Source organism: Nocardia wallacei, from assembly GCF_014466955.1.
GTDB lineage: Bacteria > Actinomycetota > Actinomycetes > Mycobacteriales > Mycobacteriaceae > Nocardia > Nocardia wallacei.
Genome location: NZ_AP023396.1, coordinates 7,281,653 through 7,301,704 on the forward strand (window position 1 = coordinate 7,281,653; position 20,052 = coordinate 7,301,704).

Here is a 20,052-nt window from a genome sequence, read left to right on the forward strand (position 1 = left end):
CTACTTCAGCTCGGGATGCTCGGCGTAGAGCTCCCGCAGCACCGACAGGTCGAACAACCGGTCGGCCGCGATGTCGATCTTCGCCTTGCTCAGCGCCTCGATATTGCGGTCGATCAGCTCGTCGGTCATGGTGAGCAGGCCCGTGGGAGCGGGTGTCGGCGGAGACGACCAGGTCGTTCTGCGCCGTCGCCTCCTTGGTCTGCTCGGCGAGATCCAGGCGCTGATCCTTGCCGTAGACCTCGACCGCGAGGCGCGCGCCCTCGGCCGGATCGGCGACGGCGTCCTTCCAGCCCTTGATCTCCGCGGCCAGGAATGCCTTGAGCTTGTCGCGTTCGGAGTCGACGGTCTGCTGCCGCACCGTCAGCGTCTCCGCGGTCAGCGGCAGGCCGAAGTCGGCGAACAGGAAGTGCGCGGTCGGGAAACCCTTGGCGGCCAAGGTGATCGGCTCGTTGGTCACGTAGCTCACCCAGCCGTCGACCTCGCCGTTGGCCAGCGGGGTCGGGTCGTACTGGGCGGGCACGAGCCGCACGTCACCGGGCGTCATGCCGTTGGCGGTCAGCAATGCGGCGAAGATGAGCTGATTGGTGTCCTGCACACCGATCTTGCGGCCCCGCATCTCCTGCGGCGACCTGATCGGCTCGGCCGCCGAGCTCACGATGCAGAACGGGTTCTTCTGATAGGTGGTGCCGACGATCTTGGCGGGCAGCCCCTCCAGGATCGCGGGCGCGGTGGTCTGCGGCGCCGACAGGCCGAGCCAGATCTTGCCGGTGTCGAGCCCGGCCTCCACCGAGGTGCTGGCGGCCCCGCCCGCCACCAGGTCGACGCCGCCGAACCCGGCGTCGCGGAAGTAGCCGCGGCTGTCGGCGAAGTACTCGCCCGCGAATTCGATGTTCTTCAGCCACGACAGCTGGACGGCTACCCGCCCGAAGGTCGAGCCGTCGGCGGTGGTGCCGTTGCTGTTGCCCGCCCCGGCGTCCTCACCGCAGGCCGCGAGCATGCCGGCGCTGCCGAGCGCGAGCCCGGACAGTGCCGAGGCACGCAGGAAGGACCGGCGGTCGATCCGGTTGCGATACGCGAAGTTGCCCATTCAGCTCTTCCCTGCCTCCGGCCCGAACCGGGCCAGCACGATGTTCTCGATCACTCCGACGATCGCGTAGAGCAGCACCGAGACCAGTGTCACCAGCACGATCGAGGCCCACAGTTTGCTGTACTGAAAGGTGGGGATCGCGCGGATCAGCGCGGCTCCCAAACCCGTTCCGCTGCCCAGCCATTCGCCCAGTAGCGCGCCGATCAGCGCGCCCGGCACCGACACTCGCGCGGCCGCGAACACCGACGGCAGCGCGGCCGGCACGGCCACCAGGCGCAGCTTCGTCCAGCGGGAACCGCCATATGCGGCAACGAGTTCCATGGCTTGCCGGGACGCCGAGCGCAACCCGGCCATGATCATCACCAGGGCCGGGAAGAACACCACGATCGCGGCCAGCACCGTCACACCCAGCACGCCGCGCCCGAACACCAGCACGATGATCGGCGCCAACGCGACCAGCGGCACCGACCGCAGCAGCATCGCCACCGGCATGAAGGACTGTTCCACGACGGGCAGCGTGACGAACAGCGCGGCCACCACCAGCGCACCGGCCATGCCGACGCCGAAGCCGACGGCGGCGTCGCGCACGGTGATCTCCAGATCGGCCAGGATCGCGTGGCGGGCGGTGGCGGCGGAGTCGCCGGTCACCAGGTAGGTCCACACGTCCGCCGGTGTCTTTCCCACGCGCGGCCCGACCTGTGGGAACGCGGCGAGGAAGGCGTACCAGATCACGAGCATGAGGAGCAGCGAGATCAGCAGGGGGAAAAGGAATTTCCCGATTCTGCGCAGTGCGATCACGAACTCACCTCCGTCGCCGCCCCGGTCCACGGCGTCACCAGTGCCACCACCGCGTACCCGAGCCCGGCGAGCGCGGCGGCGGCCAGCGCCATCCCCCAGGTCCGAGGCACGTTGTAGGAGGTCTGCGCGGCCGTGAGCGCGACGCCGATGCCGCTGTCGACGCCGCCGAGGTACTCGCCGATGATGGCGCCGAGCACCGCCGAGGGCGCGGCGATCTTCAACGCCGCCAGCGTATTCGGCAGCGCGGCGATCACCCGCACCCGCCGCAACTGTTGCCAGCGGCCGCCGCCGTAGGCGCGGATCAGGTCGAGGCTGGTGCGATCGGCGGACCGCAGACCCGCCACGGTGCCGACCATGGTGGTGAAGAAGCAGTACATGGCGGCCAGGAACACCGTCGGGGTGCGCCCGCCGAACACCACCAGGATGATCGGGCCGAGCGCCAGCAGCGGTGTGCAGTAACTGAGGATGGCCAGCTGGGTGGCCAGCGACTCGATCGGCGGCACCAGCAGGACCAGCACCGCCAGCGCGACGGCCAGGCCGTTACCCCACAGAAAGCCTTGCAGCGCACCGGTTGCGGTGACCCGGAAGTTCGGCCCGTACAACGCCCACCCGTCGGTGTACATGGTGTGCACGACGGTCCACGGGCTCGGGACCGTGCCGCCCGCTACGCCCGCGGCTGCCAGCACCCACCACAGCGCGACGAGCGCCACGACGCCCAGCGCGCCGCCCGCGCGGTTCACTCGCCACCGCCCGGGACCACCAGCGCCGCTTCGGCTTCCGCCTCGATACCGCCACGTCCGAACAGCAGCTCCGACAGGTGGTCGTGCAGGCGGTGGAACTCCGGTGAGCGCATCATCTCGGGCGTGCGGGGCCGGGGCAGGTCGATCGGCACCATCTCCACCACCCGCCCCGGCCGCGGGCTCAGCACCGCGACCACGTCGGAGAGGAACACCGCCTCCGCGATGCCGTGCGTGACCATCAGTGTGGTGGCGGGCTTCTCGGTCCAGATGCGCAGCAGTTCGAGATTGAGCCGCTGCCGGGTCATGTCGTCGAGCGCGCCGAACGGCTCGTCCAGCAGCAGCACCGACGGCTGCACCACCAGCGCCCGCGCGATCGAAACCCGTTGCCGCATACCGCCGGACAGCTGCGCGGGCTTCGCCTTCTCGAAGCCCTCCAGGCCGACCAGCGCGATCAGGTCGGCGATCGACTCGCGGTCCACCGGCAGCCCGGCGACCTGCAACGGCAGTTTGATATTGGATTCCACACTGCGCCAAGGCAACAGCGCCGAGTCCTGGAAGGCGATGCCGAACCCGTGGCGGCGGCGCAGCTCGGCGGGGGTCGCGCCGTCGATCCGGGCGGTGCCGGTGGAGGGCGTCTCCAAACCGGCCAGGATGCGCAGCACCGTGGATTTCCCGCAACCGGACGGGCCCAGCAGCGACAGGAACGTGCCCTGATCGGTGTGCAGATCCACCGCATCCAGCGCCTGCACCGACCGGCGTCCGACCCGGAACGTCTTGCCGAGGCCGCTGACGTGGATGCCCGTGCCCACGGCCGGTGTACTACTCATGTCGTCACACTAGGAGCAACCGGTTGCGCGGATATTGCGAATCGGCTCTTCAGGTTAGGGATTGGTAACAGCGGCGTTCCGGTCGATCACCAGCCCCGGGGTTCGAACCAGTCGCGCGCCGCGCGGCGGAACAGCAGGACGATCACCACCACCGAACTGGCCGGGCCGAGCCAGCCCGGCGGGTGACCGCCGGTGATCGACGGAACCGTCCACAGCATGTTCAGTCCGGCCAGCAGGATCGCGCCGATCCGGAGCCCGCCGCCCACCGCCGCGCCGAAGGCCAGCGCCGTCAGGCCGAGCAACCAGGTCGGTACGAACGACAGCGACGTGATCAACGCCGAGCGCCCGCCGAACAGCCAGCCCGCCGCCCCCGTGCACACCAGCCCGACCGCGGCCATACCCAACGCCACCACCTGCGCCACCCGCACCGACACCGGCATCCGATAGACCTCGCTCGCCGCATCACCCCCGGCCTCCGCCATCGGTCCTCCCTGTCCTCCAACGACACCACCCCACCCCGAGTTCGCCAGCCGATCGCTCTAGCGCCGGTCGAACGGCAGAACTGTACCGCGCTACCCCACCCCGCCTGGCGCAACTCGCTGAGCGACTACCCCAGCGCCCTCACATGGCAACCGTTCCGCAACAACAACCGGCCGCGCCTCGACCGTGAAAAGCCCTTGGTCAGGCTGGTTGTCGCCGATAGCGGTGCAGCACTACTCCCGATTTCGCGAACGGAACTGTCTGGATCAACCGCAGGTGGCGGCGCCGATCATCCTCGGCGAACAGCGGCTGCCCGCCTCCCAGGAGCACGGGGAATACGAGAAGCCGAAACTCGTCGACGAGGTCGAGCCGCATGAACTCGCGCGCGGTGGTGGCGCCCGCGAACAGGATCAGCGGTCGGCCTGGTTGCTTCTTGAGCGCGTCGACCTCCTCGGCGAGGTTGTCGCCGATACGGGTGGCCGGCGTCCACGCGAGGTCGCCTTCTCGTCGAGAGACAACGATCTTCGGCAATCCGTTGACCTTGGGGGCCAGCATCTTGTCGCCCGGGGTGGCGGGATCGCGCTCCGCGTCCGGCCAATACTGCGCCAGCAGCTCGTAACTCGTCCTGCCGAAGATCTGGGCGTCGACATTGTCCAGCAGTTCGGCGAGGTAGTTGTCGAGGTCGGGGTCGACGACGTCGACCCAGTCCAAGTTCCGGCCGGGGCCTTCGGCCATACCGTCCACCGACACCATCATCTGCAAGATGACCTCACGCATCCGGCAGTCCTTTCACCATCGATAAGCCAGTCGATACTTGCTTCATCGGGTAGGACGACGTCATCCGGTGCAAATCATCGGTGGCAGCCGCCATCGCGATAGGGCCGACCGACCGCTCGGCATACGCCCTACGCGAGTACGCGGAGCAGCCGTTCCACTTCCTGCCGCATCGCGTCTCGGCCCGCGCCCAGATACCGGCGCGGGTCCGACAGGGTGGGGTCGGCGGCCAGTGCGTCACGGACGGCTCGGGTCAGGAGGATGTTCACGCGGGTGGCGATGTTGATCTTGGCCATGCCGTGGCGGACGGCCGAGCGCAGGCCCGCGTCCGGGACTCCGGAGGAGCCGTGCAGGACCAGGGGGACGGGTACCTTCGCCGCCAGCCGCGCGATCAACTCGTCGTCGAGGCGGGCATCGCGAGTGTGCATGGCGTGCGAGGAGCCCACGGCGACGGCGAGGGCGTCCACGCCGGTGGCGGCGACGAAGGCCACCGCCTCGTCGGGATCGGTGCGTACTCCCGGCGGGTGCGCGCCGTCCTTGCCGCCGATCGCGCCGAGTTCGGCTTCGAGGAAGACGCCGTGGTCGCGGCACCAGCGCGCGATGGCCGCGGTGCTGTCCACATTGTCGGCGTAAGGCATGGCCGAGCCGTCGTACATGACCGACCGGATGCCGAGATCGGCCGCCTGCCTGATCAATTCGTGTGAGGTCGCGTGGTCGAGATGGACGGTCAGCGCGGCGGGGCTGTCGGCGGCCACCGCCAGACAGGCGCGCGCCAACGGTCCCAGTCCGCCGTGGTAGCGCACCGTGTTCTCCGAGATCTGCAGGACCGCGGGACGTTTCGCGGCGACGGCCGCGGCGGCGATGGCCTCGGCGTGCTCCAGGGCGACGACGTTGAAGGCCGCCAGCGCACCGGGCCGGGCGGCGGCGAGCAGATCGGGCACGGGCAGCACGGTCACGGCGTGGATTCCGGTGCGCCACTGGGTAAGCCGGTGACCACGACCTCCGGGGCCAGCCGGTCGCGCTGCGTGCGATCGATCTCACCCGCCACCGGAATGACCACGGCCGCAGCCGAAGTCGCCACCGCGTCGGCGAGCAGCGCGGGCCAGTCGGGTTCGGGGGTGGCGGCGAGGGCGGCGATCACCGCGGCGGTCGCGGCGTCGCCCGCGCCCGTCGGGTTTCCGGCGACCGGCTCGGGCAGCGCCGCGGTCCACGCGCCCGCGGCCGTGACCGCGACCATGCCGTCGGCGCCGCGAGTCGCGATGACCGCGCGCACACCCCGATCCACCAGCGGGCGCACCGCCGCGACCACTTCCGCGGCGGTGTCGGCACGGATCCCGGTGAGCCGATGCAGTTCGTCGCGGTTGGGCATCAGCACCACGCCGGGCACCTCGGCCGCCATCTGCAGCGCCCGCCCGTCGACGTCACAGATGGTGGGAACGCCGACCTCGAGCGCGGCGCGGGCGAGGCGGGCCGGAACGGAGTCGCCGACCCCGCCCGGCTGCGAACCGGCGATCACCATGCCGCCGGTGTTGGGCAGCAGGCCGGTGACGCGGACCAGCAGCTGCTCCACCGCGTACGGATCCCCCACGCGCGCACCGGGTTCCCAGAGCGCGGTCGCGGTGCCGTCGCCGGACTCGCTGATCACCACCGTGCGCCGCACCCACGGCAGCGCGTGCACGAAATCCACCGGCAGCTCCAGTTCGGCGGCGGCGGCGAAGACGTGGTCGGAGAAGCCCGTCGCGCGGGAGTACTTCCCGAGCTGATTGAGCACGCGGGTCACATTGATGCCCTTGCCCCCGATGCGCTGCTCGACCGACAGCACCCGATGCGCCCGGCCACGCTCGAACCGCTCCACGCGGTAGGTCATGTCGTAGGCGGGGTTCATCGTCACGGTGAGGATCACGTCAACCACTGTCCATGGCGTAGGACGCGGCGCAACCCCTGATCCTCGTCGAGCACGACCGCGTCGGCGGCCAGACCCGGCCGTAGATCGCCGACGTCGGCCAGCCCGGCCGCCGCGGCGGGTGTCGACGTGGCGGCGCGGACCGCGTCGAGCAGCGGCACACCGCATTCGCGCACCGCCCAGCGCAGGCATTGCAGCAGCGTGGCGGTACCCCCGGCGATAGCGCCGGAGGCCACGCGGGCGACACCGCCGGTCACCCGGACCGGTTGCGGGCCGAGCCGGTACTCGCCGTCCGGCAGTCCGGCGGCCTGCATGGCGTCGGTGACCAAGGCCACACGGCCGGGAGCGGCGGCGAAAGTCAGTGCGGCGAAGCCGGATTCGATGTGGACGCCGTCGCCGATGAGTTCCACGATCGCGTACCGCTCGGCGGCGGCGACCAGTGCGGCGGCGGCCGGTCCCGGCGCGCGGTGATGCAACGGCGGCATCCCGTTGGCGAGGTGGGTGACCAGCGTGCCGGGGCCGCCGGGCGCCAGCGCGCCGCGGAACTCGGCATAGTTCGCGTCGCTGTGACCGAGCGCCACCACTACACCGTGGGCGGCGAGCAGGCGGGCCGCGCCGTCGAAGCCGCGGCGCTCCGGCGCGAGCGTCATGACGCGCAGTTGCCCTCCGGCGGCGGCCAGCAGCCGCTCGATCAACGCCGGATCGGGATCGGTCAGGAACCGCGGATCCTGTGCGCCGCAACGCGCTTCGGACAAGAACGGCCCCTCGACATGGATGCCCGCGAGCACGCCGTCGTCGGCCAGCGCACGCAGGGTGGCCGTCTGCGCCACCATGTCGTCGGGCGCGCCGGTGACCACACTCGCCACCACGCTCGTGGACCCCTGCCGCTGATGGAACTCCGCCGCGGCCCTGGCCTCCCCCGCGTCCACGGTGTCGAACCGATGCCCGAACCCCCCATGATTGTGAATGTCCACCAGCCCCGGCACGATCGTCCCCGCAAACTCCAGCGGAGCGCAATCCGGTTCCGCGCCCGCCCATTCCGAATACGGCCGCACAGCCTCGATCCGCCCACCCCGCACCGACACCACCCCGTCATCCAACACCCCCGCCCCCGACACCACCCGCCCCCGCACATGCATCCCCGCCACCGCCAACCATCACGCCCCCTCCCCCACCTCTGCCCCCACCCCGGCAACCACCACCCTGCCAACACCCGCCTCACCCACATCACCCCGACAGCAGCCGCCCTCACCCACATCACCCGACCACCCCGCCGCGCACATCCTCCCGGCCACCACCACCCGATCCCACGCCATCCCGACCACCCGGCCCCGCGCCATCCCGGCCACCACCACCCGATCCCACGCCATCCCGACCACCCGGCCCCGCGCCATCCCGGCCACCACCACCCGATCCCACGCCATCCCGACCACCCGGCCCCGCGCCATCCCGGCCACCACCACCCGATCCCACGCCATCCCGACCACCAGGTCCCACGTCATCCCGGCCACCGTCACCCGGTCCCACGTCGTCCCGGCGCGCTTTTGGCCGGGAGCTTTGCCTGTGGACTGTGAGTTCCCGCCGGGAGCGGGCCGGGATGGCGTGGGGGAGATACGCTGCGTCATTCCAGGACCCCCGTGCGGGCGTAGTGGGCCGCGCCGACCAATCCCGCGCGGGCGCCGAACTTGCCGAGCACCACGGGAGGAGCGGGGGCGACGCGCAGTAGGCGGGTGAGGCGGTCGTGTAGTGCGGTGGTCAGGAGGGTGCCCGCACCGGCGAGGCCGCCGCCCAGCACGATCAGCTCCGGGCAGGTGGCGTGGATAACGCCGAACAGGCCCTCGGCTAGGGCGGCCACGGCGTCGTCCACCACGGCGCGGGCGTCCGGGTCACGATCCAGAACGTCGAAAACCGCCGCCGCACCGGACATTTCGCGTCCGGTGCGATCGCGATACGCCCGCGCGATGGCGGTGCCGGAGGCCACGGTTTCCACACAGCCGATACTGCCGCACGGGCAGCGCAGACCGTCGCGGTGACGCACCGGAATATGGCCGTATTCGCCCGCCTGCCCGGCCGCACCGCGGACCAGGCGACCGCCGACCGAGAGCGTGCCGCTGATCCCGGTCCCGAGAATCAGCACGCACACATCGGCACGGCCGCGGCCCGCCCCATAACGCCACTCGGCCCAGCCCGCGACCGCGACGTCGTGCTCGATCAGCACCGGCATGCCCCAGCGCGCGCTGAAACGGTCCCCGACCCGTACATCCCGCCAGCCGATATTGCTGCTGAACACCGCCAGCGAGCGGGCCGGGTCGACGATGCCCGGCAGCACCACCGCCGCCCGTGCCACCGACTCACGCTGCGCCGCGGGCAATTCCGCGAGCACACCGGCGCCGAGTTCGCCCATCGCGTCGAATGCGGCCGCTCCGCGCGGCGTCGGCACGACCCCCGCGCTCAGCACCACCCCGGCGGCATCGGTGATCTCCGCCTTGGTCGTGGTCCCGCCGACATCCACGGCGAGCACCAGATCCGACGGCTCGACGCTGGTCACGACGGTCAGTCGAGCACGACCGAGCGGTTCAACCCGCGCGGGTGATCGGGATCCAGGTCCAGATCGGCGGCGCGGAGCGAGCACAACCGATGCACGCGCACCAGGTCGGCCATCGCGTCGATATCGCGGTGCTCGAAATGCGCTCCGGCGGCCCGGATTTCGTCCGCCAGACCGGGAATCACCGGTCCCAGCGCCCACACCGCCCGCCCGGGCGCGGCGATGCTGATCGGCCCGTGCCGGTATTCGGTAGCCAGGTAACCCTCGGCCCATGCCTGGCAGGATTCCCGCAGCTTCAGCGCCGCCTCCTCCGCCAGCGCACCCGCGAAACCCATTCCGACGAAGGTGATCTGCTCGGCACCGCGAACCGCGGCGGGCAGACTCGCCGGGTCCTCGGCCAGCACCGCGCGCGCTTGCGCGATCGCCGGGTCCAGGTCCTCGCCCAGGTGTCGGCGCAGGATCGCCAGTGCCGTGGTCGCGAATCGCGTCTGCACCACGGAGCGCTCGTCCACCTCCGGAATCAGGATCGGGTCGCCCAACTCGAGCACCGGCGTCCCCGGACTGGAACAGATGACGGTCCGCGGCACACCGGCGGGGATGGCACGCATCGCCTCGACCACCTCGGTGGTCGTACCGGAACGGCAGATCACCAGGTAACGGTCGTAGTCGCGGCCGGTACGCACCTGTGACGCGGGCCAGGCGTCGGTCAACCCCTGCCCCGCCTCCTCGCGCAGCGCCGCGAACGCCCGGGACATGAACAGCGAAGTACCGCAACCGATGACGGCCACCCGCTCGCCCGGCACCGGCAGCAGCGCCGCGTACTCGGCGGCGATGGCCGCGGCGCGCGCCCAGTCGTCCGGCTGGGTGGCCACCTCGGCGGCGAGATGGGTCGTGGCGATTCGATCGGCGGAATTCGGCACCCCACCAGAATCAACCCGATGATCGTTCATGTCAAATTTACACCGAAAGCGGTCATATTCGATCAGTGTTATCGCTAACCTCGGTCCATTCGAATCGTTCGCCTCGAAAGGTTCTACTCGTGAAACGTCCACTCCGCGGCGTGTTCTCGTCGATAGCGCTGGTCACCGGCCTCACCGTGGCGACCTCCGCCTGCGGTTTCGGTGGCGGCGACGCCGACGACTCGGACCCGAACACCCTGTCCTTTCTGGCACCGAGCTACAGCGACGGTACCAAGTCGGAGTGGGACCGGATCATCGACGATTTCCAGCAGCACAATCCCGGTATCCGGGTGAAGCTGCAGATCGAGTCGTGGGATTCGATCAACGACGTGGTGCGAACCAAGTTGCAGTCCCAGTCGACCACCCCCGACCTGCTCAATATCGACGCCTACTCCACCTTCGCCACCGACGGCCGGCTCTATCCGGCCGCCGAGGTGGCCTCGCCCGCCGTCCTCGGTGATATCCAGCCCGATTTCGCCCGCAACGCCTCGATCAACGGAACACAGTGGGCGCTACCGCTTTTCGCGTCCACCCGCGCGCTGTTCTACAACACCGACCTGTTCGCGCGGGCCGGTATCGCCGCGCCGCCGAAGACCTGGGCCGAGTTGACCGACGCGGCCCGGCGCATCCAAGCGCTCGGCGGCGGCGTTTCCGGCTACGGGCTGCCCCTGGGCAGCGAGGAGGCCCAGGGCGAAACCTCGATCTGGACCTTCGGCGCGGGCGGGAGCTGGTCGGACGGCGACGCGATCACCGTCGACACGCCCGCCAACGCCACGGGCGTACGGGCGATGCAGTCGCTCGCCGACGCCGGTGTGACACAACCGAATCCGGGCGCCACCGACCGCAAGGACGTCGTCAACGCCTTCATCCAGGGCAAGATCGGCATGATCGAGGGCCTGCCCCCGGTGATCGAGATGATCGCGCAGAAGAATCCCGGGCTGAAATACGCCACCGCGCCCAGCCCGACCGAGTCCGGCGCCCCGGTGACGCTCGGCGTCGCCGACCACCTGATGGCCTTCGATAAGAACGGAACCAAGACCGAGGCGATCCGGAAGTTCCTCGACTACTTCTATTCCGCCGGTGTGTACTCGACGTTCGTGCGGAGCGAGCATTTCATCCCGATCACCACCAGCGGCACGCGGGCGATGTCCGAAGACCCTGTCGTGCGGGCGTTCTCGACCACCCTGCCCGTGGCGAAGTTCTACCCCAGCAACAACCCGAAATGGGGTGCCGCGCAAGGCGCTATCCGGCAGCAGATGGGCACCGTCGCGCAGGGCGCCGACCCGGGCGCGGTGCTGCGCAAGATCCAGCAGGCGGCGAGTTGAGCGGCGGCGCGGGGCAACCCGGCCGTCGATCCACCGCGACCCTGCGCGCACTGCCCTGGATCGGCCCGGTGCTGGTGCTCGTCGCGGCCGTGGTGGCCTTTCCCGCCGGCTACATGCTGTGGACATCCACGCGCCGCCTGAACGCCTACGGCCAGGACCGCGGACCGGCCGGGTTGGACAACTTCCGCGCGCTGTTCGCCATCGACGAGTTGGGCAGCGTGCTGCTGCACACCGTGGCGTGGGTGATCGCGGTCGTCGTGCTCACGCTGATGCTGTCGGCGGGGCTGGCGCAGTTCCTGAACAAGGACTTCCCGGGCCGCACCGCCGTGCGCATGGCGATCCTGGTGCCGTGGGCGGCGTCGGTCGTGATGACGACGACGGTCTTCGCCTACCTGCTGGATCCGGACGTGGGCATAGTCAACCGTTTCCTGGTCGACATCGGCGTGCTGGACCGGGGTTTCGGTTTCACCAAGGCGGCGGGACCGGCGTTCCTGGCGGCGATCGGGGTGGCGGTATTCGTCTCCGTCCCGTTCACCACCTACGCGATACTCGCCGGGCTGCAAGCGATTCCGGCCGAACTCGAGGAGGCCGGGCGGGTGGACGGGGCCGGGGCGTGGCAGCGCTACCGCTACCTCACACTGCCGCAGCTGCGCCCGGCCATCGCGGTCGCCACGATCGTCAACATCATCAACGTGTTCAACTCGCTGCCCATCCTGCAGGTCCTCACCGGCAGCATCGCGGGCTTCTCTGCCGACACCACGACGACCTTGACATTCAAGCTGATCCGGCAGAACCAGCAGGTCGCCACGGCCGCGGCGCTGAGCGTGCTGAACTTCGCGCTGATCGCGGTGATCATCGCCGTGTACGTGAAACTGATTCGTCCGGCCGGGGAGGAGAGCGCGCGGTGACGACCGTGAAGGCTTCGGCTGTAGCCATTGTCCCCCAGTCGGACTCGGCGCTTTCGGCACCGAAGCGGCGCCGACGCTGGGACCTGACCGTGGTCGGCATCGGGATCGCGGCGATCGTTCTCATCCCGTACGTGGTGATGGTGCTGGGCTCGCTGAAACCCCGCGCGGAGATCCTGCGCATCCCGCCCACCTACCTGCCGCATCAGTGGCGCCCCGGCAACTACGCCACCATGTGGGACACCCCGGAGGCGCCCCTGCCGTTCAATCTGGTGAGCACCGTGGTGATCGCGGTGTGCGCCACCCTGCTGGTGCTGGCCGTGGCCGTACCGGCCGCGTATTACACTGCGCGGCGGCGCTTTCCGGGTAAGGCGGCGTTCCTGGGGCTGGTGCTCGTGACCCAGATGTTGCAGCCGACCGTGCTGGTGACCGGCCTGCTGCGCGAGTTCCTCACCCTCGGCATCGACGACACCTGGCTGGCGATGATCCTGGTGAACGCGGCGTTCAACCTGTCGTTCGCGGTGTGGATCCTGCACAGCTTCTTCGCCTCGGTGCCGGTGGAGATCGAGGAGGCCGCCCAGCTGGACGGGCTGAGCCGGTGGCAGACCCTGCTCCGGGTGAGCCTGCCGCTGGTGTGGCCGGGCCTGGTCACCGCGACCATCTTCGCGTTCGTGTCGTGCTGGAACGAGTTCGCGGCCAGTCTGGTGATCTTGACCACGCCGGAGAACCAGCCGCTGTCGGTGGCGTTGACGAAGTTCATCGGGCAGTACGACACGGCTTGGCAATATGTCTTCGCGATCTCTACGGTCGGCATCGTGCCCGTTGTCATCCTGTTCGCGCTCATCGAGAAGCGCCTGGTGGCCGGCCTGACCGCCGGGAGCGTGAAATGACCGCCGCGACCGATCGCTCCCAGCGCTGGAACCGGTTGCTGGAGCTGCTGGCCGACACCGGACGGCTGTCGGTGGAGGAGGCCGCCGAGCGGCTCGGGGTCTCTCCCGCCACCGTCCGCCGCGACTTCACCGCCCTCGCCGACCAGCAGCTGGCCACCCGCACGCACGGCGGCATCGTCGCCACTCAGGTCGCCTACGAACTGCCGGCCCGGTATCGCAGCGGCGACGCGGCCAAGCAGCGGGTCGCGGAATACGCTGCGGGACTGCTGGATCCGGCCGAGGTGGTCGGCCTCAACGGCGGCACCACGACCACGGCGGTGGCCCGCGCGCTGGCCCGGCGCCCGGATCTGCCGAATACCGCCGACCATCAGATGACCATCGTCACCAACGCCCTCAACATCGCCGGCGAGATGGTGTTGCGCCCCCAGCTGCGCACCATCTGTCTCGGCGGCATGGCCCGCCGCGAATCCTACGAACTGCACGGCCCGCTGGCCGAACGCGCCCTGGCCGAACTGCGGTTGGACACGGTGGTTCTCGGCGTCGACGCGCTCTCCGCCGAGGGCGGCGCCCAGTGCCGCCACCTCGACGAGGCGGGCATCAATGCCGAAATGGCAAGGCGCGCCCGCCGAGTCGTCGTCGTAGCCACCGCCGAGAAACTGCAGCGCACCGCCCTGGCCCGCATCTGCCCCATCGAGGACATCGAGATCCTCGTCCTCGACACCGCCGCCGACCCGGCCCAGGTCGCGCGCATCCGAGAGACGGGCGTCCGCGTGGAACTAGTGTGACCGCAACAACTTCCGCCTACCCCCGGTCGAACTCCCCAGCCTGCACGCCAGCCGTGAAGGCATCCCACTCGGCGGGGTGAAAGACGAGCGCCGGACCACCCCGATCCTTGGAGTCCCGCATCCCGACCATCCCCCCATCCAGGTGCGCCACCTCCACGCAATCCTTCTGCGAGCCGCTGCGACTGGACTTGAACCACTTGGCCCGGGAGAGATCGATGCTCACTCGCCATACTCCTTCGCTACAGCCAGGATGAAAGCCCTGGATTTCTCTTGTTCCAACGCTACCCGGTCGATCTCCCGCAACGCACGCCTATATCGATTCACATCCTCGTCCTGTTCGAGGTAGAGATCGCCCGCGTACTCCTCAACGTAGACCACCGGAGGCTCTACTGTCTTGGACTGCTGCAGCGGAGGGAACTCCAACAAGCTGAACGATCCAACGTATGAGCCCAGTATGCTCCGCGCCGCGAAGGGAACCACCCGTACCGAAACATTGGGCAGCTCAGAAAGTTCCACGAGCCGAACCAACTGCTCGCTCATCACCGCTGGGCCGCCCGCGTGGTCTCGCAACACCGCCTCCGAGAGAAGGGCATGGACCTCGAAACAGGGGTCATCGAGACATGCTTGTCTGCGTGTGGACCACTCGATGCGCTTCTCGATTTCTTCAGTAGGCACATCCGGCGATTCAGCCCAAGCGATTGCACGACGGTAGTTCGGGGTCTGTAGCAGGCCGGGGAGGATCGATACCCGCCATATCGTGAGGCGACTGGCCGCTTCCTCCAAGGCCAGATAGTGATCGAAGTCCCCGATGAACTGATCCGCGTAGCCACGCCACCACCCACCACCGTGCTTGTGGGCCGTCCGCACCTCGTGGGCCAGGGCCAGCACCGTTCGTCGTTCCTTGTCCGAAGCACCGTAGGAGTCGCAGAGGATGTTCAGGAAGATGTCGTTGGGCCGGGTGTTCTGGCCGTCCTCCAACCGGCCGATGCTCTGCGCGGAGACGCCGATGATTCTCGCGGCCTCTGCCTGCTTGACCGCCGCACGCTCGCGAAGCATATGCATCTGACGCCCCAATGCCCGGCGTGCGAGGGTAGATCCAGATGTTGCCATTTTCGTTAGCCTCACTACTGGTCGTGTACGGGTTTACGGAAGGCCCCTTTTCGGAGCGTGCTGTTACGGATCCCCCCGAAAAAGAAGTGTGGTAGCTACGGTGCGTCCGAGCCGGGTTGCACCTTCCGCGTTTCGAGCGGTTGGCGTACAACTGATTTCACCCCCGGCAGCCGGGATGATTCGGCCACCGCTATCCAAATCCCCTGTGGCCCAGCCATTCCCTACGACAGGTATACCACGCCACCGCGACCATGGAGAAGAAATGCGCGACATTCCGATAACCGACCACAGCGAATTCCCGGTGATGACGGTCGATTACGCGCACGTCATTATGCAGAACCACATCGACTGTCCCATTATGGCCTGCCCGGTCAAGCGCCAGGCCAAGTCGTGCCTCGTGCAGGCGGGTCGCCTCACCCCGGACTCGCGCCGCAGTAGCTCGGCAATGGGCTATTGATATGCCCCGCTGTCGGATTGCCGACGCCGGGACCGGTGAGTCGAAATTGCCCGGCAAGGATCTGCTGTTGGCCGCGATGCGCGGCATGCCGCACCGCTCGCATCCGGTATTGGAGGCCGCGGCCGAGCTCGCGATTCTGCACCGGTGCCGCGCGCATTCTCCTGGCAGTCCCGGAGACGACGAAATCGACCGGCAGCGTGCCGAATTGGTGCTGGCGATCGACAGATTCGTGTTGTTCGTAACTCCGGTACCTCCGGGTGGCGCTCCTTTGCATACCGAGACGATCGGCACCATTGTGGATCGGCTGGCTTGGCACTGCACCGACGCGCATATCACCCACGCCGACGACGAGCACGCGCACGGCATGGCGGTGCTGCTGTTGCACAAACTCGCCGATGCCTATGACGAACTCAGCGAAGAGGTGGCCCGTGGCCGCCGTCGCCTCCCCTCCACCTTCCGGCCCTGACCACGGTTCCCGGGCGAGATCACGGTATGGCATCGAATCCCGTTGCCGATCGGAAACATTCGGCGTGCAGGATGACCGCCGTGGAATCGCTCCCACTCAAACACAGCCTCCTGGAGGCATGCCGCGGGACGGCGCAGGACGATAATTTCGTGCTGCGCTGTGCCTGCCGGCTGGCCGAGCTGCACGAGCAGCGGCTCGGCGGGACAACGAGTGCCGTGCGCGGCATCGATCGCGATCGTGCCCGGCTGGTGCACGACATAGACCAGTGGGTCGCAACGCAATTGCCGCGTGCGCACGGCGGTGCGCGATTACATACCGAGACGGTGGGGACGGTGGTGGATCGGCTGGCGCAGTTCTCCGCACTGGCCTACCTGACGCTGACCGACGCCCCCGAATCGACGGTCCGCGAGGCGTGGCGGCGGTTGTCGGAACTGGCGACCGCCTACGACGATCTCGCCGCCGACGTCAGCGCCGGACTGTGTCGGCTACCCGACCTCAGCGGCGACCACTCCTACGAACACTGAAAGCTACGCACCGTCCGAACGGCGGCGCCGTCGAGGGGAGCGGCGCCGCCGTCTGCGGGGAAGGCCGGATCAGGGCAGCTGATCCGTGCCGGTCGGACCGGCGAATTCATCGTGTCGCCACAGCCTCGAGGTCCGCCGCGATCCGGCTGTGAATCCGCTGTCAACCGGCCACCGAGCAGCCCGGCGGCACCGCGCGACCGGCGAACATGTCCGCCACCCACGCGCCGGTCGCGGGGATGGCGAGCGCACCCACGACGAAATGTTCGCCCGGCAGCGGGGCCAGCCGGACCTGGGCGCCACGAGCGCACCAGTCGCCGTACAGGTTCCGTGCCTGCTCGAACGGCAGCCAGTACTCGTGGACGCCGTGGTAGATCAGCGCGGGCGAGCGTGGGGCGAGTGCGCCGAGCCGGTTGTCCGCCAGTATCTTTCGCACCATCGGGAGCGCCGTCGGGTCGGGCACGTCGGTGAAGTCTTCGACCTTCAGCGGGACGAGCGACCCGAGCACGGTCTCGCCGCCGACGCAGATGTCCTTGAGCAGGTGCGCCAGCCGCCAGCCGTTGTCGTTGAGCAACGTCAGCAGTTCGGGGTATTCGCGGGCCAGTCCGAGCGCCGCGGCGAGGAAGATCCCGGCGGCGCCGATGCTCCCGTTCATGGTGCGCCGCAACTGGTCGTAATCGGCTGGGACGCCGCCGATCAGGGAACCGACCACCGGCAGTTCCGGCGCGTACTCCCCGGCCAGTTGCGCCGCCCACCCCGTCGCGATGGCCCCGCCGGAGTAGCCGCTCATCACGATCGGCGAATCCGGCCGCACCTCGGCCACGCCGAGATGCCCGGCCGCCCGCAGTGCGTCCAGCACGGCATGGCCGCCCATCCGCCCGGCCGCGTAGGCCTGGCGCGGGCCTTGATGGTCGGGCACGATCACGGCGTACTCGCGGGCCAGCAGCAGTCCGATCGACAGCTGATCGGCCTGCACTCCCTCCTGCAACTGCCGCGACGGGGCACAGGTGTTGCCGAGCGAGGAGATCGGGATGTTGTAGGACACCAGCGGCCGCGAACCCGTTCCGCGCCAAGGTTTCTGCGGCGTCAGCAGGGTGGCGACCACCGGCACCGGCTCGTCCTTGGCGTTCGTGGACCGGATCAGCAGCTCGATCGACCGCACCGGAATCGGGAACCAGTTACGCACGGCACGGGACGCGAGAACGTCTCCCGGAGCACGCGTTTCGAATCCGGGCGGCGGGGTGTAGAACGGGTCGCCCAGCGGGGTCGGCAGCACCGATTCGAGTACGCGCGGTGGATTCACGAACTCACCGAGGGGGTTCGCGCGAACCACCGACCGCTCCGCGCCGACCACGGTCGCGGCCACCGCGACCGCCACGGCCACAGTCCACATCCGGGCCACCCACCGCCGTGCACTCGCCACGTCCACTCCCGCTGTGCTCGCCCGCCACAGGCGGGCCTCCGCCGATTCCGCACAAGTCACCAAGCAGCCGCCGCCGAGGACGACGGGGGAATCTCGACCCTACCTACCCCCATGATCAGTTTCATGTACGCCGATCGGCGCGCCGCACCCGTTCGGGGCGAGGATGAGTTGGAAATATCCGCGGAACACCAGCTCCTCGGGTATGGCCTCGTAGAGCAGTACGAGCGTGGTGAGACCGGGCAGTGCGCCGACGACCTCGGTCGCCGTGCCGGTACGGTCAACTGCGTCCATGACCGCCCAATTCTTCGGTGGAGCCTGGACCCAGATGGAGTTGCACGATCCGGACGCGGCCGTTGCCGCAGTGGCTTTCGTCGCCGTGCCGTTCGCGTCGACCGCGGTGCCGCTGTGGTGGCGGCGCCGCGTCACCCTGCGGCGGGCGGAGCGCCCGAAAGTAGTGCGCGTACCGCGGTGATGGTGTCGGCGTCTGCGGGGTCCTTGTCGGGGCGGTAGCGCAGGACTCGGGCGAAGCGTAGGGCCACGCCGCCCGGGTAGCGGGGACTGACCTGTACGCCGTCGAGGGCGATCTCGACCACCAGGTCGGGGTGCAGGTACACCGTGTGGTCGTCGCGGGTGCGTTCGTGGCGCGGGAATTCCTCGGTCTGCCAGCGCAGTAGCGCGTCGGTAAGTCCCTTGAACGTCTTGCCGACCATGATCGGGGCGCCGCCGTCCGGGTCGCGCGCGCCCAGGTGGAGGTTCGACAGGTAGCCGGTGCGGCGGCCGTAGCCCCATTCCGCGCCCAGCACGATCAGGTCGAGGGTGTGCGAGGGCTTGATCTTCTGCCAGGCACGGCCGCGGCGACCGGCGGCGTAGGGCGAGACCAGTGATTTGACCACGACGCCCTCGTGCCCCGCCGCGAGCGCGCCCTCGGCGAACTCCGCCGCCGCGGCGGCGTCGGGTGCGACGAGCGCCGGAATGCTGTGCGCACCGGCCACCGCCGTGAGCGCCGAACGCCGCTCGGACAGCGGAGCATCGAGTAGGTCGGCGCCGTCGAGGTGCAGGCAGTCGAAGAAGTACGGATGCAGCAGCAGCTCGCGCGTCGAGGTCGCCGCGGGGACCGACTGGCCCAGTGCCGCGGCCGCGCTGTCGGCCGCTTCGGCCTCGGCCGGTGTCAGCGCGAAGCGGCTCATCGTCTCCTGGAACGGGCGGGGCCGCCCGGCATCGGTGAGTGCGAGCGTCTCGCCGTCCAGTACCACGCTCGTACAGTCCAGCCCCAGGACCAGATCCACCAGTTCGGGCACGTTGCCGGTGATCTCCCGCAGCGTGCGGGTGAAGATCCACACCTGAGTTCCCTTGCGGTGCACCTGAATTCGCGCGCCGTCGAGTTTGTGCTCCACGCTCACCCGCCCGTCGAATTCGGCGAAGGCCTCCGCGAGCGAGCCGCCGGGCGAGGCGAGCATCGGCTGGATCGGACGGCCGACCTCCAGGCGGAATTCCGCCAGGGCACCCGCGCCGCCGGTCATCGCCGCCGCCGCCGTGACGGGCAGGCGCCCCGACAGCATGTGCGCGCGGCGGACCAGGTCGACGGGCACCTCGGCGGCGACGGCGACCGCCTCGGCGACGATCGCGGTCAGCGCGCCCTGCCGCAGCTCACCGGTGAGCAGCCGCACGAGGAAATCCCGCTCGGCCGCCGTCGCCGCCGACAACAGGGCCACCAGCGACTCCCGGCGGCGCTCCGCCGAGCCGGAACCGGCGATTCCGGCCAGTTCGTCGAAGGTCGCGTGCACGGCCGACACGGTCAGGCTCGGTTCCGCCGCGGGCGCCACGGACAAGCCGGTGAGCGTGCGCCAGCCGGTGCCGATGCGGCCCTGCGGCAGTTCCCCCGACACCCACGCCACCACGGGCGCGAGTTCGGCGGGCTCGGCCTGTTTCAGCAGTCCGGCCAGTGTGGCAATCTTGCTCTTGCGCGACGATGTCGCGCGCACGGCGCCCGACGCCTCGACTACTTGCGACAACAGCACGATTCCGACCGTAGTCCGCGGGTCCGACACGACCGCGGA

24 protein-coding genes and 1 pseudogene are annotated in these 20,052 nt (G+C 69.4%); 8 read left to right on the forward strand and 17 right to left on the reverse strand.

All coding sequences use genetic code 11. From position 1 onward, the window contains the following. From NWFMUON74_RS32705 to NWFMUON74_RS32760, 12 genes and pseudogenes are all read right to left on the reverse strand, one after another. Positions 1–1,087, reverse strand: a pseudogene (locus NWFMUON74_RS32705) (ABC transporter substrate-binding protein). Next, a complete protein-coding gene (locus NWFMUON74_RS32710) occupies positions 1,088–1,885 on the reverse strand; it encodes an ABC transporter permease (protein WP_187685552.1) in 798 nt (265 codons plus the stop codon). Further along, positions 1,882–2,625: an ABC transporter permease gene (locus NWFMUON74_RS32715; RefSeq protein WP_187685553.1), complete on the reverse strand. Its 744-nt coding sequence runs from the start codon at positions 2,623–2,625 to the stop codon at positions 1,882–1,884. Before NWFMUON74_RS32715 ends, NWFMUON74_RS32710 begins: the two co-directional genes overlap by 4 nt. Then, the gene (locus NWFMUON74_RS32720) at positions 2,622–3,452 is read right to left on the reverse strand and encodes an ABC transporter ATP-binding protein (RefSeq protein ID WP_187685554.1); all 831 of its coding nucleotides are present in this window, start codon (positions 3,450–3,452) and stop codon (positions 2,622–2,624) included. The genes NWFMUON74_RS32715 and NWFMUON74_RS32720 overlap by 4 nt, the downstream gene beginning before the upstream one ends. Before the next feature lie 86 nt (positions 3,453–3,538). Further along, positions 3,539–3,934, reverse strand: coding sequence for a hypothetical protein (locus NWFMUON74_RS36675; RefSeq protein WP_187685555.1), 396 nt, complete (start codon positions 3,932–3,934; stop codon positions 3,539–3,541). Between the two features lie 199 nt (positions 3,935–4,133). Continuing rightward, positions 4,134–4,709 carry a dihydrofolate reductase family protein gene (locus NWFMUON74_RS32730; protein WP_187685556.1) on the reverse strand — a complete coding sequence of 192 codons (576 nt, stop codon included), beginning with the start codon at positions 4,707–4,709 and terminating at the stop codon, positions 4,134–4,136. Positions 4,710–4,837: 128 nt separating this feature from the next. Further along, a complete protein-coding gene (locus NWFMUON74_RS32735) occupies positions 4,838–5,662 on the reverse strand; it encodes a class II fructose-bisphosphate aldolase (RefSeq protein WP_187685557.1) in 825 nt (274 codons plus the stop codon). Continuing rightward, complete coding sequence (locus tag NWFMUON74_RS32740) at positions 5,659–6,618, reverse strand: hexose kinase (RefSeq protein WP_232110715.1); 960 nt, start codon at positions 6,616–6,618, stop codon at positions 5,659–5,661. The genes NWFMUON74_RS32735 and NWFMUON74_RS32740 overlap by 4 nt, the downstream gene beginning before the upstream one ends. Beyond that, complete coding sequence (locus NWFMUON74_RS32745) at positions 6,606–7,748, reverse strand: N-acetylglucosamine-6-phosphate deacetylase (RefSeq protein WP_187685558.1); 1,143 nt, start codon at positions 7,746–7,748, stop codon at positions 6,606–6,608. The genes NWFMUON74_RS32740 and NWFMUON74_RS32745 overlap by 13 nt, the downstream gene beginning before the upstream one ends. An 18-nt stretch (positions 7,749–7,766) precedes the next feature. Further along, entirely contained in the window at positions 7,767–8,111 is a 345-nt protein-coding gene (locus tag NWFMUON74_RS32750) for a hypothetical protein (protein WP_187685559.1), read from the reverse strand. A gap of 119 nt (positions 8,112–8,230) precedes the next feature. Next, the gene (locus NWFMUON74_RS32755) at positions 8,231–9,157 is read right to left on the reverse strand and encodes an ROK family protein (protein WP_187685560.1); all 927 of its coding nucleotides are present in this window, start codon (positions 9,155–9,157) and stop codon (positions 8,231–8,233) included. Between the two features lie 5 nt (positions 9,158–9,162). Then, positions 9,163–10,074, reverse strand: coding sequence for an SIS domain-containing protein (locus tag NWFMUON74_RS32760; RefSeq protein ID WP_232110716.1), 912 nt, complete (start codon positions 10,072–10,074; stop codon positions 9,163–9,165). A 119-nt stretch (positions 10,075–10,193) separates the two neighbouring features. On the opposite strand from NWFMUON74_RS32760, the gene NWFMUON74_RS32765 reads away from it, so the two are divergent. The 4 genes from NWFMUON74_RS32765 to NWFMUON74_RS32780 are packed head-to-tail and all read left to right on the forward strand — an operon-like array spanning position 10,194 to position 14,018. Beyond that, positions 10,194–11,438 carry an extracellular solute-binding protein gene (locus NWFMUON74_RS32765; RefSeq protein ID WP_187685562.1) on the forward strand — a complete coding sequence of 415 codons (1,245 nt, stop codon included), beginning with the start codon at positions 10,194–10,196 and terminating at the stop codon, positions 11,436–11,438. Next, positions 11,435–12,346 (forward strand): carbohydrate ABC transporter permease, encoded by a 912-nt coding sequence (locus NWFMUON74_RS32770; RefSeq protein ID WP_232110717.1) that lies wholly within the window; start codon positions 11,435–11,437, stop codon positions 12,344–12,346. The genes NWFMUON74_RS32765 and NWFMUON74_RS32770 overlap by 4 nt, the downstream gene beginning before the upstream one ends. Then, positions 12,343–13,233, forward strand: coding sequence for a carbohydrate ABC transporter permease (locus NWFMUON74_RS32775; RefSeq protein WP_232110718.1), 891 nt, complete (start codon positions 12,343–12,345; stop codon positions 13,231–13,233). Before NWFMUON74_RS32770 ends, NWFMUON74_RS32775 begins: the two co-directional genes overlap by 4 nt. Then, on the forward strand, positions 13,230–14,018 hold the full coding sequence (locus NWFMUON74_RS32780) for a DeoR/GlpR family DNA-binding transcription regulator (RefSeq protein WP_187685564.1): 789 nt from the start codon (positions 13,230–13,232) through the stop codon (positions 14,016–14,018). The genes NWFMUON74_RS32775 and NWFMUON74_RS32780 overlap by 4 nt, the downstream gene beginning before the upstream one ends. Before the next feature lie 16 nt (positions 14,019–14,034). On the opposite strand, the gene NWFMUON74_RS32785 is transcribed toward NWFMUON74_RS32780, so the two are convergent. Next, positions 14,035–14,241 (reverse strand): DUF397 domain-containing protein, encoded by a 207-nt coding sequence (locus tag NWFMUON74_RS32785; RefSeq protein WP_187685565.1) that lies wholly within the window; start codon positions 14,239–14,241, stop codon positions 14,035–14,037. Next, entirely contained in the window at positions 14,238–15,128 is an 891-nt protein-coding gene (locus NWFMUON74_RS32790; RefSeq protein WP_269475305.1) for a helix-turn-helix domain-containing protein, read from the reverse strand. Before NWFMUON74_RS32790 ends, NWFMUON74_RS32785 begins: the two co-directional genes overlap by 4 nt. 262 nt (positions 15,129–15,390) lie before the next feature. Between NWFMUON74_RS32790 and NWFMUON74_RS32795 the strand changes: the two genes are divergently transcribed. The 3 genes from NWFMUON74_RS32795 to NWFMUON74_RS32805 all read left to right on the forward strand — a co-directional run bounded on the left by NWFMUON74_RS32795 (position 15,391) and on the right by NWFMUON74_RS32805 (position 16,575). Continuing rightward, positions 15,391–15,585, forward strand: a complete 195-nt coding sequence (locus NWFMUON74_RS32795) for a hypothetical protein (RefSeq protein WP_187685567.1) — start codon at positions 15,391–15,393, stop codon at positions 15,583–15,585. 1 nt (position 15,586) lies between these two features. Next, the gene (locus tag NWFMUON74_RS32800; RefSeq protein ID WP_187685568.1) at positions 15,587–16,051 is read left to right on the forward strand and encodes a DUF4254 domain-containing protein; all 465 of its coding nucleotides are present in this window, start codon (positions 15,587–15,589) and stop codon (positions 16,049–16,051) included. A gap of 80 nt (positions 16,052–16,131) precedes the next feature. Then, on the forward strand, positions 16,132–16,575 hold the full coding sequence (locus NWFMUON74_RS32805) for a DUF4254 domain-containing protein (protein ID WP_187685569.1): 444 nt from the start codon (positions 16,132–16,134) through the stop codon (positions 16,573–16,575). A 160-nt stretch (positions 16,576–16,735) separates the two neighbouring features. Here NWFMUON74_RS32805 and NWFMUON74_RS32810 read toward each other — a convergent pair whose 3' ends face one another. Continuing rightward, a complete protein-coding gene (locus tag NWFMUON74_RS32810) occupies positions 16,736–17,995 on the reverse strand; it encodes a lipase family protein (RefSeq protein ID WP_232110720.1) in 1,260 nt (419 codons plus the stop codon). Positions 17,996–18,094: 99 nt separating this feature from the next. After that, positions 18,095–18,286 carry a hypothetical protein gene (locus NWFMUON74_RS32815; RefSeq protein ID WP_187685570.1) on the reverse strand — a complete coding sequence of 64 codons (192 nt, stop codon included), beginning with the start codon at positions 18,284–18,286 and terminating at the stop codon, positions 18,095–18,097. On the opposite strand from NWFMUON74_RS32815, the gene NWFMUON74_RS32820 reads away from it, so the two are divergent. After that, positions 18,285–18,467, forward strand: a complete 183-nt coding sequence (locus NWFMUON74_RS32820) for a hypothetical protein (RefSeq protein WP_187685571.1) — start codon at positions 18,285–18,287, stop codon at positions 18,465–18,467. The genes NWFMUON74_RS32815 and NWFMUON74_RS32820 overlap by 2 nt on opposite strands. On the opposite strand, the gene NWFMUON74_RS32825 is transcribed toward NWFMUON74_RS32820, so the two are convergent. Then, entirely contained in the window at positions 18,418–20,013 is a 1,596-nt protein-coding gene (locus tag NWFMUON74_RS32825) for an ATP-dependent DNA ligase (RefSeq protein ID WP_187685572.1), read from the reverse strand. The two genes, NWFMUON74_RS32820 and NWFMUON74_RS32825, sit on opposite strands and share 50 nt — an antisense overlap. Positions 20,014–20,052: the final 39 nt, after the last annotated feature.

Coding starts and splice junctions, on each gene's coding strand:
- NWFMUON74_RS32745 (WP_187685558.1), bottom strand. CDS start 7,748: ATGCATGTGCGGGGGCGGGTGGTGTCGGGGGCGGGGGTGTTGGATGAC.
- NWFMUON74_RS36675 (WP_187685555.1), bottom strand. CDS start 3,934: ATGGCGGAGGCCGGGGGTGATGCGGCGAGCGAGGTCTATCGGATGCCG.
- NWFMUON74_RS32790 (WP_269475305.1), bottom strand. CDS start 15,128: ATGGCAACATCTGGATCTACCCTCGCACGCCGGGCATTGGGGCGTCAG.
- NWFMUON74_RS32815 (WP_187685570.1), bottom strand. CDS start 18,286: ATGGACGCAGTTGACCGTACCGGCACGGCGACCGAGGTCGTCGGCGCA.
- NWFMUON74_RS32730 (WP_187685556.1), bottom strand. CDS start 4,709: ATGCGTGAGGTCATCTTGCAGATGATGGTGTCGGTGGACGGTATGGCC.
- NWFMUON74_RS32780 (WP_187685564.1), top strand. CDS start 13,230: ATGACCGCCGCGACCGATCGCTCCCAGCGCTGGAACCGGTTGCTGGAG.
- NWFMUON74_RS32750 (WP_187685559.1), bottom strand. CDS start 8,111: ATGACGTGGGACCTGGTGGTCGGGATGGCGTGGGATCGGGTGGTGGTG.
- NWFMUON74_RS32820 (WP_187685571.1), top strand. CDS start 18,285: ATGACCGCCCAATTCTTCGGTGGAGCCTGGACCCAGATGGAGTTGCAC.
- NWFMUON74_RS32795 (WP_187685567.1), top strand. CDS start 15,391: ATGCGCGACATTCCGATAACCGACCACAGCGAATTCCCGGTGATGACG.
- NWFMUON74_RS32800 (WP_187685568.1), top strand. CDS start 15,587: ATGCCCCGCTGTCGGATTGCCGACGCCGGGACCGGTGAGTCGAAATTG.
- NWFMUON74_RS32720 (WP_187685554.1), bottom strand. CDS start 3,452: ATGAGTAGTACACCGGCCGTGGGCACGGGCATCCACGTCAGCGGCCTC.